Origin of the sequence: Vibrio algarum (assembly GCF_028204155.1) — a bacterium.
Taxonomy (GTDB): domain Bacteria; phylum Pseudomonadota; class Gammaproteobacteria; order Enterobacterales; family Vibrionaceae; genus Vibrio; species Vibrio algarum.
This window is the reverse complement of record NZ_JAQLOI010000003.1, coordinates 591,126-605,849: the sequence shown is the minus strand read 5'-3', so window position 1 is coordinate 605,849 and position 14,724 is coordinate 591,126. Positions and strand designations below refer to the sequence as shown.

The 14,724-nt window shown below is 42.6% G+C and carries 9 protein-coding genes; all 9 read right to left on the bottom strand.

Annotated elements, in window-relative coordinates; translation table 11 throughout:
- The 9 genes from PGX00_RS18045 to PGX00_RS18005 all read right to left on the bottom strand — a co-directional run bounded on the left by PGX00_RS18045 (position 1) and on the right by PGX00_RS18005 (position 14,666).
- The gene (locus PGX00_RS18045; RefSeq protein WP_272139176.1) at positions 1-1,419 is read right to left on the bottom strand and encodes a YlbE family protein; all 1,419 of its coding nucleotides are present in this window, start codon (positions 1,417-1,419) and stop codon (positions 1-3) included.
- An 11-nt stretch (positions 1,420-1,430) separates the two neighbouring features.
- Complete coding sequence (fdrA, locus tag PGX00_RS18040) at positions 1,431-2,918, bottom strand: acyl-CoA synthetase FdrA (RefSeq protein WP_272139174.1); 1,488 nt, start codon at positions 2,916-2,918, stop codon at positions 1,431-1,433.
- A 77-nt stretch (positions 2,919-2,995) separates the two neighbouring features.
- Positions 2,996-3,841: a DUF2877 domain-containing protein gene (locus tag PGX00_RS18035; RefSeq protein ID WP_272139172.1), complete on the bottom strand. Its 846-nt coding sequence runs from the start codon at positions 3,839-3,841 to the stop codon at positions 2,996-2,998.
- Between the two features lie 3 nt (positions 3,842-3,844).
- The gene (locus PGX00_RS18030) at positions 3,845-4,507 is read right to left on the bottom strand and encodes a cysteine hydrolase family protein (RefSeq protein ID WP_272139170.1); all 663 of its coding nucleotides are present in this window, start codon (positions 4,505-4,507) and stop codon (positions 3,845-3,847) included.
- A 316-nt stretch (positions 4,508-4,823) separates the two neighbouring features.
- Positions 4,824-5,726 carry a LysR substrate-binding domain-containing protein gene (locus tag PGX00_RS18025; protein ID WP_272139168.1) on the bottom strand — a complete coding sequence of 301 codons (903 nt, stop codon included), beginning with the start codon at positions 5,724-5,726 and terminating at the stop codon, positions 4,824-4,826.
- Between the two features lie 583 nt (positions 5,727-6,309).
- Positions 6,310-7,662 (bottom strand): hypothetical protein, encoded by a 1,353-nt coding sequence (locus tag PGX00_RS18020; protein WP_272139166.1) that lies wholly within the window; start codon positions 7,660-7,662, stop codon positions 6,310-6,312.
- A gap of 736 nt (positions 7,663-8,398) precedes the next feature.
- The gene (locus PGX00_RS18015) at positions 8,399-9,439 is read right to left on the bottom strand and encodes a hypothetical protein (RefSeq protein WP_272139164.1); all 1,041 of its coding nucleotides are present in this window, start codon (positions 9,437-9,439) and stop codon (positions 8,399-8,401) included.
- Entirely contained in the window at positions 9,436-14,373 is a 4,938-nt protein-coding gene (locus PGX00_RS18010) for a hemagglutinin repeat-containing protein (protein WP_272139162.1), read from the bottom strand. Before PGX00_RS18010 ends, PGX00_RS18015 begins: the two co-directional genes overlap by 4 nt.
- Positions 14,346-14,666 (bottom strand): hypothetical protein, encoded by a 321-nt coding sequence (locus PGX00_RS18005; protein WP_272139160.1) that lies wholly within the window; start codon positions 14,664-14,666, stop codon positions 14,346-14,348. The genes PGX00_RS18010 and PGX00_RS18005 overlap by 28 nt, the downstream gene beginning before the upstream one ends.
- Between the last annotated feature and the right edge of the window lie 58 nt (positions 14,667-14,724).

Here is a 14,724-nt window from a genome sequence, read left to right as displayed (position 1 = left end):
TTAGCTATCCTGTTTACGCTGGGTGACAAGTGAAGATAAGGCATCCACAAAACAGGTCATTGGTGCAGTAGTAATGCCGGCCCCAATCTGTCCTATCCCCGCTTTTTTGTGAGCGATACCCGTATTAATGATTGGTAGAATTGAACGGTCTACGACTTTTCTCGCATCGATTCCAGCTGCTGTAGAAGCAAAGTTTAAGGCTGGTAGTGTGAAGGCGGGGTTACTACCAATAGTGATAGCTTGCATTGACCGGCTATTATTGGTTGCATCTGCAGGTGTACCACCAACAAATTTAACAATCGCAGGTGATGAGGCCATAGCAAAACCACCCACTCCGGCGGTTTCGGTAATCGCGCTGTCACCTAAGTCCGCCGCGGCGTCTTCGACATCGTAACCTGGAAAAAACAAGCCATCTACAGGGTTCGCGGGTGCTTCAAACCAGGTATTATTTGTTCCGGAAAGTCGTATGCCAAAATTGACGCCATTACGAGCCATGATAGTAACCATTGTGCTATTTGGTACGTTTTCAGCCGCTTTGAGCATACTTTTGCATGCCGCCATTGATAGGTTTAAGAAGAAGTGATCGTTTTCAGTTATAAAGCTAATGACTCTTTTAACTTGTTCGTGATCGAGAGATGTACGTAGCAACGCAGGAACAAGTTGTTTGAGTAATAATCCCGTTGCTGCAGCATTGCGATTATGGACTTCATCTCCCATATGTAATGCTTGTGCCATAATGGGCTTCAATTCTATCGGCCCAGATTCAACCAACATTGCTTTCATTGCTGACGCTAGTTCAGTCCCCATCCACTCTAGACGTTCAATGACAGTCGCGCTATTAGCTCCAAATCGTAGTACCTTACCTAAGCCTTCATTAAAATTGCTAAAAACACGTTGGTTATTGTTACTTGGATTCTCTATAACCCATAAGGGCATTGAAGCACTGATAATACCGGCCATAGGACCTACTGCATCATAGTGGTGGCAGGGTTCAAAACTTATTTCACCTCGAATGACAATTTGTTCTGCTTCTTCAAGTGTCGACGCCCATTTCTCAAATAATATCGCACCAAGAATAGCGCCTTGCATTGGTCCACACATCGAGTTCCAAGCAATAGGAGGGCCCGCGTGGAGGATTAATCTCTTTTGGGCCAGAGCGGGGATAGCGTCACTAGCCGTTGCTACATCAACTAGCGTTGGGATAGCAGATAGGTAACGTTCCATAGCCACTTCATTAGCGAGCTCAATTTCAGGTTGATTAATCAGGGTAGCGAGACCTAAACCGGCCTCTTTATTACCACTAGCAGGCGGTTGCCAACTGATAGAGTTTGCGTTTCCTCCCGCGTGATTGATATTAGTTGCAAAGCTAGTAAGACCAGCATTGAGAACAGTAAGATTTTGCGTAAATAGTTCTTTCATTGGCAATACCTTTATTCGCTAAGTTGAGAAATAATATGACTAGAGAGATGCGAGGCATCGGCATTGCTTTCTGCGAGTAACACGCCTGCATCGGCCAATAACTGGCGTGTTAAATCACGCGACTGTGGGTCTAAATCTGTACCACAAACATGGGCAATAAATAGTGGCGCAGTCTGTTGCTCGTCTTTAACCTGTTTCAATACATCTAATAGGCCTATTATTGGCTCTTCAGAAGCTCCGTAGCCGAGCACTACATCAAATAATACGATGGCAGTTTCTTGATCTCGTGCCTCTTGGAGGATGCGTTGATTACGCAGAGTAGGGTCTATCATTGGATGCGGGCGGCCTTGTGTAAACTCATCGTCACCAAGATCGACGATTGTATGTTGTTGGCTGTGCCATACATTCTCAAGTTGTTTATTGTCTTTCGAAGGGGTGTTTGAATAAGCTTGAATAGCATGTTTTTGAGCGACAATTTGGCTTTCATAACAGAAAGTGCCACCAGCAAAAACACCTCGAATATACTTTTGGTCTGGGGTGAGAGTGGCTGCATATTCAGCTGCTTTGCTCTTATTTAAATCACAATTTTCATCGTTCGCTTGTATGTCATCATCGTGTAAAATCGCGACAGCCATTTCCGCTGCTTGGACGAGAGTGTCAGCAAAATAGACACCGTCGATAGCCGTCTTTATCTCGCTGGAACCAAGGAAGTTAATGACGACTGGTTTGTTTATTTTTGATGCTTGCGTAATAATATTTTTTGCTATTGACTCTGCTGGTGGCTTTGAAATGAGCACTATCACATCTGTTTTAGGATCATCAGCGAGCGCATTTAAACCTTGCAACATAGATATTCCACCAATATCTAGGTGTAGATCATGTCCTCCCGTTCCAATGGCTTGTGATATGCCTTCGCCTAATTGATGGATACGACAGGTTGCCTCTTGCATGCCAGTACCTGATGCGGCAACAACCGCTATCTTTCCTGTACGAACAACATTAGCAAAACCAAGCGGGATACCGTTTATTATTGCCGTCCCACAATCAGGGCCCATCACTAACAAGCCTTTTTGTTGCGCCAATAGCTTGATTTGTTGCTCATCACGAATAGAGACATTATCGCTGAACATCATAACGTTCAAACCTAGGTTTAATGCCTTGATAGCTTCGGCCGCGGCATAATCACCAGGTACCGAGATTAGCGCTAGGTTAGATTCAGGGTGTTGTTCTAATCCTAGGGACAAGCTGTTAATTGGTTGACTAAAACCTTGACTCGCATCTTCGATAGGTTTTGCTGTCAATAATTCTTCAGCATGCTCGATAGCTTTAATACAAGCACTTTCTTCTCCTTTTACGGCAATGACTAAATCGTTAGGAGAGGCGATAATATCCACTCCAAATCCAGCATCGATAATACGTTGTAAGTTAGCTTCCGTTCCCATTACAACAGAGGCATCATTAATATCTATAATTTTATTCAATGCAGATGAGATTTGCATTAAAGAAACTGAATCCTGATAAAGATTCTTAAATAATTTATATTTTGTAATCATATATACCTGTTGTTCTAATTTTATTAAATTGGTAATAATTTATTTATGCAGTAAATAATACCTGCCGCAGTATCAGCACCAGAACTTGCACCAATATTAATATTAATTGACATGCACACTTGAATATCTGCCTCTTTTGTCACATTAAATAAGCGATAAACTAGCCATTGAACCGGCTCTGAAAAATGCTGTGCTAATGCTAATTCCAAATAGTGAGCGCTAATGTCTGTTGTAGTACTAAGTAAAATAGAGGCAACTTGTAGGCGTTTAAAAATAATGTCGGTCTCTGGTATACACTGTTTCAAGCCAGATAATACCGCGAGCACACCGATTAAAAAATCATCGCCAGATGGTGTTAATCCTTCCCCTTTACCTATATTTGTGATTAACAATTCAGGATTGTCATGAATACAATTAGGTACTTTAATATGCAATAATTGCAAATACTCATCAATTGAGTTTATAGGTGTTTTTTTATTCTTAGAGACAAAATTAAGAAGCTCTTTTTCAGCAGTTCTTAAATTATTTATTACATTACAATGGCTAAATTTTTTAAGTATTGGGGCTCTCTTCCAGTTAGTTGCTGTCAATGTGTTTATTGACAGTGATAAAAATGAAGGGAATCGAATTACCCCTCCACGAATAAATACAGGATCATTTCTGTATAAATGCGCTCTTAAATCAACAGACGCCGATAAAGAATATTGAAAAGCAGTAGGTGTTGCTGGTAGTGATATATCTAGTAGGGATATCCAAGGTGTCTCTTTACAGTCGGTAATAATGTTGACGGAGCGACTAAAAACACTATGTACCTTGCCATTTAAAGATTTTGAGGGGCAAAGGTATCCCTTACTAAGAGCAACAACCACCCCTTAGTTAATGGCCTCAATGATATTTTCTGAGTTTGAGATCCAACCGATAATTGCTCCCTGTGCTTTAATCATCTCTAGAGCATATTTATGGAATTCAGGAAAATATGAGCCAGTACAGTCTTCAGGAATAATACATTCATAACCACGGTCGTTGGCTTCACGTGTTGTGGTATTAACGCAGACTTCCGTTGTGACACCGCAAATAATAATCGTTTTAATATTACTAGTTTGTAAAATGAGATGTAGATCTGTTTGGTAAAAAGCGCCTTTGCCTGGCTTGTCAATTATTGGCTCTCCAGCTATAGGGTACAATTCAGGAATGATGTCATGCCCTTCTTCGCCACGGATAAGTGTGCGTCCTTTAGGGCCCATTTCACCTATAAACGTCTGACCGCCACGGGTTAGCTTTGCTGCAGGACAGTCAGTCAGATCTGGACGATGCCCCTCTCGAGTATGAATAACCATTAATCCGGCATTACGCGCGGCGTTGAGTACTTTAACGCAAGGCTCAATAGCACTGCGAACTAGAGATACATCATTGCCTAAAACCTCACCAAATCCACCTGATTCAACAAAATCACGTTGCATGTCAATAACTAGTAATGCGGTATTCTCAAGAGAAAATTCTAGGGGAAATGGTTCTGCATTAAACGTTCTATTCATAGCTTAAATAACCTAAATTTAGAGGGTTACGTTAACGTTAAGTAGTTAACACTGTAGGGATAATATCCGTCATCATTTGGATTTAAAAGTGAGAAAATTCAAATGATGACAACAGTATTTTTGATGAATGGGATGTACATGTGCGCTTAATCACGCAATAAAATCGTTACGTGATTAAAACAAGAGGTGAAACGATGTTAGCCTTCTAACATCGAAAAAATTGAAGTGTCTTATTGGGTTTTTATCGGATATTGGGAATAAAAATGAGAACTATGTCAAGGGTTAGGAATGAGCACCGTCCTATTCGCGATTAAATTTAGTTGTTCCATTTTACGATATTTTCTGCGCGCATTAAGTATTCAGTGCACCAATTTAACACCGGATTATCTTGATTTGCCTGCCACGCATAAAATAGCTGAGTAGGTTGTTTGTGCTCCACAATTGCTTTTTTTAAAACCGTCCCTTGATCAAGTAGTTCTTTGACGCGAAGGTGGGGGATGTACCCAATACCCACACCACGTTGTATCATTTTAATGGCAGTGCTGAGCTCTGGCGCATAAATTACTTTTTGTCCGGTTAACGACCAAGTATTTTGTTGAGAAATATGCTGAGAGGTGTCTTTAACTACAATGGCGGGGTAGTAACGTAATTCTTCCGCTGATAATACGGAAACTTTACTGGCAAGCGGATGCGACTGTGCCACGACGAAATCCCATTCTATGTTACCAATAGGATGATAAATAACACCTTCCATTTTAGGTGCTGAGTGTGGTGCCCCAATGATTAAATCTGCACGGCCGTCATATAGCGCATCCCAGCATCCATTGTATACTTCTGTTTTAAACGTTATCTGCGTTGCAGGAAATTTCTCGTTCAACCTTTCAGCAAGATCAATCAAACCATCACGATTAATGATATTGTTGATGGCGATGGTAAATGACACATTGATCCCAGTGCTGATAAGCGCAGAGTTCCGTACCAGTTCTTTATATGAGTGCAACATCCACTGACTATTTTTTATAAAGTACTCGCCAGCAACGGTGAGTTTAACTTGCCTACCAGTCCGATCAAATAATGAAATCCCTAACTCCTCTTCTATTTTTTTCACAGAATAGCTTACTGACGAAGGTACGCGATTTAACCTTTCTGCGGCAATAGCGAAGCTTCCCGATTGAGCAATAACGTGAATAGTTCTTAAAGAGTCGTTACACAGAGGCATTTCTTTGTCCTTCTATATATTAATATAATTATTTTCGGTTAAAACTAGTGGAAAACTTACATCACAGAGTATGTTTTTAAAACGTAAGTTTTTACATAAGGCTCAGTTTAAGCCCATTATGGCAATCAAAAAAGTTAATATAGGGACAACCACCTAATGCACTCAACAGGAAAGAAAACGTGCTCTGCTAGTTGGCTGTAAAAAGAGTATTTACTCTTCTTTACCTCGATTACATAGGCGTCGGATATGTGGCTATCAACTGAACTAAGCCAACTTTCCAAATTATCACTTCGATCAAAACAGACAAGACGACTTGTCGCATTTTAGATCCTGTTATATTTATTTAATCGGTAAAACTAGATTAAAACCGTGATTAGGCAGACTCGCGCTCGCGTCTATAATCGCACATTAAAACTAACCGGCTTCGTAATAATTAGAGGGTTAAGAAACCTGTTTGTTTTGCTTTTTTACGGTGCTTGTCCACGTATTTTCCAGGGCAAGCACTCTAAAAGTAAAAAAGACACCTCAGAACTAGTTTCTTAAGGTGCCTGTACCGCTCTATTACGCATTGTTTCTATGCGAGTTATTCTAATTCTTCAGCAAACTCTTCAGCAAAATTTCTAACTTTTTTGGTATTTGCATGCATGGCCATATAGTCGAGTTTTGCTTTATATTTCTTGTTTCCTGACATACCTAGCACGCGACAAATCCAAGCATGATAGTCTGATCGTAAAATAGCTTTATAAACACTTCTAGAACGTGCGTTATCAAGAGATAAACTCAGCTCATCGAGTAATATTTCGTTCCTAGGGTATTTTTTATAAATTCGCTTTACGGCCAGCTTTTGTAAATACAAGTCATTTGATCGAATCATGTTGTAAAACTGGTGCTGCTGCCATTCTAATGTCATGTTTTCTGGTAACGGCTTATGTATGGCGCTAGCTCGAATAGAACGTGACTTGAGCGTTTCAAGCCCCTCTGTCGCCTCTTTTATTAACTGCTCAGATTTTGCATTTTGCGCAATTTTAGATAAAGTTGATGTGTATGAGGCTAAGCCAGATAGTGCTAATGTTTCTATCTGATACTTTGCTTCAGAAAGTGCTTCATCGCTTAAGTCTTGCTTATAAGATGCTAAGAGTTGATCGTTGATGAGCCCAAAAATCGGGTCTTGATTAAACCAGCTTTTCTGAATCTCTTTATAAGCCGACTTACGTACCTTATATTTATCACTGGTTAATCGAGCAACAAAATCTTTCGTTATGATGTCCGGGATGTAATCATACCCAATACGCGCTTCTTCTTGTTCCTCAAAAGCTCTTATTGTTGAATTTACAAAGGCGTTAAGTTCAACATCCAAGATGTCATCAACCTGTTCAACGTTATGCCCAGGTGTTTTTTCTATCAATTGTTTCGCTATATTGTGACCTATTGACATCGAATATTTAACATCCGTAGCAATATTTTTGTCGGCTTTAAATAAATCAGCAAAGTCGAACATAGATATGGATAGTGACAACTCTTTAGATTGATAGATATTGAATGTCTCTGTATCATTTTTCGTTGTGATCTGGAAATAAAAATATGGAGATCCCACTTTATCAATAGGAAATGGCGTCGCTTCACCAGTGAAAATTCGGCGATAATCAATGTAAATATAAATTGGTATGGTGTTTTTATCACTTTCTTGAGCTAAAAGTCCTGCATTTTCTAGTGCTTTATTAAAACTTGCTTCCATCACCTTTTTTGTATGTTCTTGATCTAAAAATCCAGGTACGTTCAGTTTATACGTTAAGTCTACGTCAAAAGACTGTACCTGATAGGTAACACCAGGCGATAAATTCGCCTTTTGTAATGCATTTTTGGTATTTGATAAACACCCAGTTATTAACAAAGTAAAAACGACCAACAGTCCACACGCTTTATTAATTATTCCCACCCTAAACCTCCATCTATAAATACAAGTACAAAAACATCCTTCATGAGCCAATATCGAAAATTAAACCTCATTTAATAAACGCTATAACATTAATGCTGATTGTATTGATATCATGATGAATATAAAACATATCAATACCTTAAGCTTGTTCGGCTTGATTTAGACTTCTTGTAACTAATAACAGTACAGCCATTTCGAAATAGCACTATTTAAAAAATTCATGAACCTTTAAAAATATAAAAACTTATTGAAGAAATGGAGTTAAGGTGCCAGTCCTCGAATTTCCACTCCACAACAGGGATACGTCATAATTTCACTTGAGCGGCGTCTCTGCTATGGCATGATGATGAGCCTATTTAATGGCGTTTGCTAAATTTCATCACTGGTTGTGGTTGGGGCTATCTGTGCTCTAAATAGCAGTGGAAAGGTGAATAGTTCAAATTGAGATCTGTGTGTGATTTATTATTGTTAATAATTTAAATCGAATCGAGAATAGTGTACGTAAATGTCGCTTATTATATGGCGAGGGGTATTGGAAACACCGGAATCTATTATCAAATAACCACCATAGAACTCCCGTCCACGCTATTATGTGCTGGTTCTCTCCTCGTGCTAACAACGGGCAGTATTTATATTTCCATCATGGATACCGTCGCTGTGGCTTGTTCCTACGTGCGAGAGAGGTGTCTGAGAGTGGGACGCCACTCGGATGAGTGGCGCACACCTAGAAAGTTAGTTACATTTCGTGGCAAATTACGTTACCACTTGCGTTTTTCAGGTCGGTTCCACTCCACCAACTTTCACCTAGCTCGAAATGAACAAATCGAACAGAGTTTATTGCCGAACCGCCTGCACTTTCAGAGTCTTTAGTCTCAGAAGTAAAATATTTGCTGTAAACAAAACCCTTATCCAGTACACATGCGTCGTAATTATCTATTTTGCTACTGTTTTTTTCATGAGGTTTTGGCAGGTCATTGTCCTTTATCGGCCCACCGCATTCCTGAACCACTTCCATTAATTCGGTATTAGTCGGTAACCTTCCTCCTGAATCAGAGCATATCTGAGATGCTTTCCAGCCATGAGCCAACAGATAACATTTATTATCGCGCTCGACCTCTCCTCCATTTTTTATACACACTTCCTTTGATGGCGTTATGAAAGGAAGCGGGGCAACTTTTGCCTTTGCATTGCGCGCTTTCAGCTCTCGCTTCTGGGACTCAAATAACCGATCTTCTCCCTTGTATAAATACTGCTTTTTAATGTAATACACCTCATCGAAGTTGTACTCTACCTCCCCTTTATACAAAGTTTTGTAATAACGCGATACATAACTCTTGCACCATCCCTTAGGATCACACGATTGTATCGGAATCCGTCTCGCGCCATCTAGAAGGCTTTGTGGAGCCATTAGTTGTTCATCTTTTATATAGGTTTCATCTTCTTTTATATACAAATAGACATTCTTGTATCTCCAGACAGGGAGAACATGAACCACCTCATCCGGTATGACTTTCCACATTCGTTCTGCGGGAATTTCAATATTCTCTCGTTGACCATCTTGCACGTAATAACGCACGGTAAACATGTGTTCAATCTTTTTTGCTGATGCACCATATAAATCCGTTCCCGAGGGCAGCTTTCTTTCATCATGCTCTTCATTTAAAAACCAACGCTGAACGTAAAAACCACCGGAAAGATAACGTTGAGCCCCCATAAAATCCACACCGCTACAAGCTACAAGCAAAAGGGATAAACAAAATAATGTGACTCGTTTCATTCAGTAGTACCGTTTTCCGTTGATTGATTTAAACTGATTTCTCGCGCCGCACCATAATTCTCAGTGCCATGGCCGGGCATGTCCCAGGTTTTTGGGTTCATAACGTTCGAAGGCTTACTGACATAGTCCCCTTCATTTTGTTGAATATCTTGTTCTGGATCTAACACATTGAACTTTTCTGTAACACTGTTTTTCGACATAGGCGATCCATAACTCTTATAAGTATTGTTCGTATTCGCGCCCTCAACACTAATTAGATTCCCCTGAGAGTGCATATGGATGACTTTGTTTGAGTTGTTATCTTGCAATGTTTCTATCTGTTTACTGATCCCCGTTTGAACTCCAATATGATTGCCAAATTTATCAACCGCCGACTCCAGTAAGTCACCAAGTAGGCCATGTGTTGGGTTATACCAAGTTGTACTGTTTACACTTCCGGTGACGTTCTTTGCACCTTCTTTAGCTGCAGCCTCGGTATTCATCATGCCATTTACGTAAACATCATTACTTTTGCCTTTCCCTTTCCCTTTCCCTTCTATCACTCTATGTTTATTATCCGCAATACCTATTAATCCGGGTAATTGAGCAATAATACCGCCATGGTTTTTATTGCTTGGTATCACGCCAGCGGTTAGTTCACCTAAGGTATCTAATGTTTTTCCCACGGCATTCTCAACCACATTTCCACCTTCCGCCGCAGGGACGTTTTGAGCCACTATTTGAATGTTTTCACCGACATTATCTATATCCTCTTTAATCTCTTTTCTGCCATCTTCACTCAACAATCGATGGTCTAGCGTGACATCGATATCCCCCTGCTTACGGTCTACATCGAACAGCTCTTTTTCGGTGTTTAGGGTGTCTCGGTTTAGCGCGGTAATGTTGTCGCTGTTTTCTGTGTCGTTGATAAGGACGGTGCCTAAGCCTAACGTGGCGAGATTTTTGCCCTTGCTGTAGTCCGATTCATTTTTGTATTGAAGGTTGGTTGAGTTATTGGTGGCGTCTATCTCTCCGCCATTGACACCCACACTGGTATTGATCCCCATACTCTGGTTTTGGCTGTAGTCGGTGTTGCTTAAATCGGCGTAGGTGAACGTGTCCGTTGTAAGATTGAGATTTCCTAAGTCATTACCTTCGTTATCCACGGTGGCGATAAGTGCGCCTTGCAGGTCGGTGTTGCCACCAACGGTGATGTTGGCGTTGCCACCAGAGGTTAAGGTGGTGAGTAGGGTATCTTTACTGTTTGAGCGTCCGCTCGAGGCGTTGGTGCCAGCGTTTGCGCCCGTTACGTTGCCGGCGTTTCCATCGCTGTTGTTGATAATGCCACCCGTTTTCTTTCCTTCTGAAGGGACTTCTCCTCCCGATAGGCTTAACCCGCCACTGAACCCCATGCCTTTGTTGCTGCTGCTATGGCGGTCTTGCACTGACGCTACATTTAAATCGCCGCCCACATTGACGTTGAGCGCTTTGTTGGCGTTAACATTGCCGCCAATAATATTGGTGTCTTGAGTGGAGGTTATGTTGATGTTGTCGGCATTAACGGTGCTGTTGGTGTGGGTGAGTGAGTTGGATGTACTCTCGCTTCGGTTAAGGCTGGCGTTTAAGTTGATGCCGCTACTGGCGCCATACACCGTCATCGAGGCGCTGATGCTGCCCGATTTGGTGCTACTTTTTCTGCTTTCGCTTTCTTTTGAGGCGAGAATGTTTACTTCGTTTGCGTCAAGGCTGATGCTGTCGTTGGCCTTCAGGTTAGCCCCTTGAAGGGTAGCGTGGTTGCCTTCTTTGTTGCCTGCGTTAATCGTGATGTTTTGACCGCTCAATGTTGAGGCGACCGATGTGGTTTGCTGATGCTGTGATTTTGTTTTGCTGGCTTCAATATCTAAATTTAACCCCGCATTAAAGCCGTAAGTGCCCGAGCTTTGCGCGGCTGCCGCGATTTGTTGTACTAATAGCGTGGTTTTGGAGACGGCATCGGCGGCGGCAAGGGTGATACCGGCGACGTACCATGCTTCATCGCTTTTTACTTGTGCTACAAGGTCGGTTAGCTCTTCGATGTCTTCAAAGTTGACCCCCGGTTTTCTTTCATCGTATTCCTGTTGCAGGGTCGCGAGGGTGTTTTCTAATGAGTCGAGCTGTTTTTTGTATTGTTTGTAGTCTTTTTGCGATTGTCTTAATGCTTTGTCGGCCGCTTTTACCGCCATGGCTGCTTTGGCCACTTCCACCGCTTGGTGTTGAACCACTAGGCTGACTTCGGCTTTACCATGTATCTCTTCGGTTTGTGATTTGAGGTTGTCTTTGGCTTCTTTGATGGTGATGTTGTCGACCGCGGTCAGATTAATATCACCATTGTTGTTCTTGTTGGCATCCGCGTTTAATGTAGATCCTTCGATAAGGATATCGGCACTGGCGTTGAGGTTAACGGTGTTATTGGCCACCAGTTTGCTGCCTTTGTGGTTGGCGCTGTCGGTTTGGTTATCCACTTTGTCATAGGCGGCTTTGCCGAGGCTGATTTTGAGTTGCCCGTCCTCTACTTTGACAATCTCATCCATATCTCCGAACCCAGCGGTAATGGTTTCTTCAAACGAACGAGTCGTTGTGGTCTCTTTGGCCGCGAGTATTTCTATATCACCCGTGTCGGCTGTTAAGGCCAGGTTTTTACCGGCCACAATATCGGAGCCGACCACCTTGATACTGCCCGCGTTGATGTTGAGATTGGCTCCCGATTGTATAACGCTGCTTTGCGCTGTGCTGGTTTCCGTGCTGTCTCGTTTGGTTTCCATCTCGAACAGGTTGCCACCCGACAAGAAACTGGATTCTTCGCTCCATTGTTGGCTTTGTTTGAGCACTTCTCCGGCGCTGATTAATACCTCGTCGATGGCCGCAAGATTGACTTCACCATTAGAGACCACTTCACTGGCGACTACGGCGATGTTGTTGCCCGCGTTAACATTGATGTTGTTGCCGGAAAGGGCATAACTGCTATTAAGTAACGTAGCGTCATCTATGCTGCCTTTGTGTTTGTTGCTTAGCCCGCCAAACCCTTTTTTGATGGTCTCGTTTCGCTCGTATTCTTTGTATTGTTGCGCTGCTAAGATGACATCGCCATCCGTGTTGAGGTTGATATTGTTTTGGGCATTAAGCTCGGAGCCGATGATGCTAATGTCGCTGTCGCCGCCTGCGGTTGGCGTTGAACTGAGTGCTTGCGCGGTAAGGGTGATGTCACTGCCTGCGTTAATGGCGCTGCCTTTAACCGTCTCGTTTAGGCTTTCATGAATGGTGGTTTTTGAGCGACCGAAGGATTTTTTCTTTTTTTCTTCAACATAGTGGTAGTCACTGTCATTGACCGCAAGGATATTGATATCGTCTTTGGCGGTGATACTGGCACTGTTTTTTGCAAGGAGGTGACTGCCCGAAAGCGTGACGCTTTCACCGGAAGTGATGGCGACATTAGCACCACTGATGTTGCTTGCTTGATGCCTTTTTTGGTGACTGATTTCTGTTTTACCTCGCCCTTTATTACTTTGATAAGATTCATTGATGGCCGTATCGATGGTGATACTACCGCCTGTTTTTATGTTTAGGTCATTTTGCGTAGTGACATTGGCCGAGGTAAGCGTAAGGTTTTCTCCTGCATTTAGGCTGATATCGCCGCCAGTCACGAGCTCAGCGCCTTGGTGTTGAATGGTTAACGCCTCGTGAGTGGAACGAGCACCGGTAATGATTTTGTGTGTTTTATCTTCAATGGTGGTGAAGAGAATATCGTTACCAGCATGTAGAGCGGCATCGCCTTTGGCCGCGATATGTGCGCCTTCATTAACAATATGGGTACCTGCGTTAATAGTGAGTGCGCCCGTTGAGGTGATTTGGCTGGTGGAACCTATATCGGTTGTGACATAGTTAGCGTCATACTGATTTTGTTGGCTTAGGGTCTGATTGATAACCAAGCCGTCTACCGAGGTTATGGCAACGTTTTTCCCTTTAATCTGGCCACTGAGGTTGAGGATGTCGTCTTTTGCGGTTAATGAAATATCGCCACCACCAGACAAGGTGCCGGTGTCGTTGCGAATGGTGCTGTCGCTTTTAAGGCTTAGGGTGTTGTTTGCCAGCATTGCACCGCTGTTGGTTATCTCACCGGTGTTAATATCAATATCTCGTCCGGCAATGAGCGCGCCATTTGAGATATTGTCTCGGGTGAGCTTGGCTAAATAGAGTTTTGGGGCGAGTACTGTCTTGCCGTTCACGTCTATTTTTTCATACCACAAAATGTCTTGGGTAAGGTTGGCGACTTGCTCTGCGGTTAAGGCGATACCCAGTGCAAGGTTGAGTTTGTTTTTTTGCGAGGCGGCGGCGTCCATCAATTGCTGCATCTGGGTAAGGTCGCTGCCGACGTTGCTGGTTAAGTAACGCTGACCCGTTTGCTCTAAGATGGCTTGGGTGATGATGCGGGTGTCGTAAAAGGCGTCACCTAAAAACGTAATGTCTTTGTTGGGATTAAAACCAACATTACCTAAGAAGTAGTCCGAGCCAAGATAATTTCCTAAGTTTGTTAGTAATGGGTTGGTTTCAATTAAATAGCGGCTTTCAGGGCCATCGCTGTAAATAAATAGGCCATTGGGGCCAGTTGGTAGCCGAAAGTCAGGGAAGGGTACGTTGTTGATGGTGGGTAGATTGATATTCGCTATGTTGAGTGCCCCGGGGGCCTTGATGTTAGCCGAGCCCGTTTCTTTGGCGGTTTGCTCTTTGCCTGAAGGGGCTACTTTGGCCGCATTCGCCTGGATGGTGGCGTTATTGACGCTGTTTTTTGCATTGATAGTAACCTTATTTGCTGCGCTAATGCTGGCCGAATAGGTGTGATTTACGACACGTGTTTTGTCGGTGTTTACCAATTGGAGCGTCATTTTCTTGCTTACAACGTCGCCATTGATATGGCCCATGACACCTCCCCCTTAAATGTGCCTTCTTCAATTTGATAGTCGCCATAGGTGGTGACGGTTTCGTCAACATAGGCACTATTTTCTAATTGATCGGTGTTGATAACAACATCGTTACCACTGGCAATATGGCTGGCTTGATTTTGAATGGTCGTGGCGTCAATAGAGAGATCGCCACCAGAAACTAAACGCGCGCTTTCACCTTCTAAAGTTACGATGGATTTTTCGACGGACAGTAGATGACGTTCTTTAATTTCGTTGTATGGCGCTGTACAAAATAAAAATATACAGCTCATTGTTCCGCTAACGGTGCGGTCTAAATCTGTGGGGGTATGGTTTGTTGTGCTACTACTG

What these genes read in the sequence shown, in the direction of transcription:
- PGX00_RS18045 (WP_272139176.1), bottom strand. Translation starts at nt 1,419, where the DNA reads ATGAAAGAACTATTTACGCAAAATCTTACTGTTCTCAATGCTGGTCTT.
- fdrA (WP_272139174.1), bottom strand. Translation starts at nt 2,918, where the DNA reads ATGCAAATCTCATCTGCATTGAATAAAATTATAGATATTAATGATGCC.
- PGX00_RS18030 (WP_272139170.1), bottom strand. Translation starts at nt 4,507, where the DNA reads ATGAATAGAACGTTTAATGCAGAACCATTTCCCCTAGAATTTTCTCTT.
- PGX00_RS18025 (WP_272139168.1), bottom strand. Translation starts at nt 5,726, where the DNA reads ATGCCTCTGTGTAACGACTCTTTAAGAACTATTCACGTTATTGCTCAA.
- PGX00_RS18015 (WP_272139164.1), bottom strand. Translation starts at nt 9,439, where the DNA reads ATGAAACGAGTCACATTATTTTGTTTATCCCTTTTGCTTGTAGCTTGT.
- PGX00_RS18010 (WP_272139162.1), bottom strand. Translation starts at nt 14,373, where the DNA reads ATGGGCCATATCAATGGCGACGTTGTAAGCAAGAAAATGACGCTCCAA.
- PGX00_RS18005 (WP_272139160.1), bottom strand. Translation starts at nt 14,666, where the DNA reads ATGAGCTGTATATTTTTATTTTGTACAGCGCCATACAACGAAATTAAA.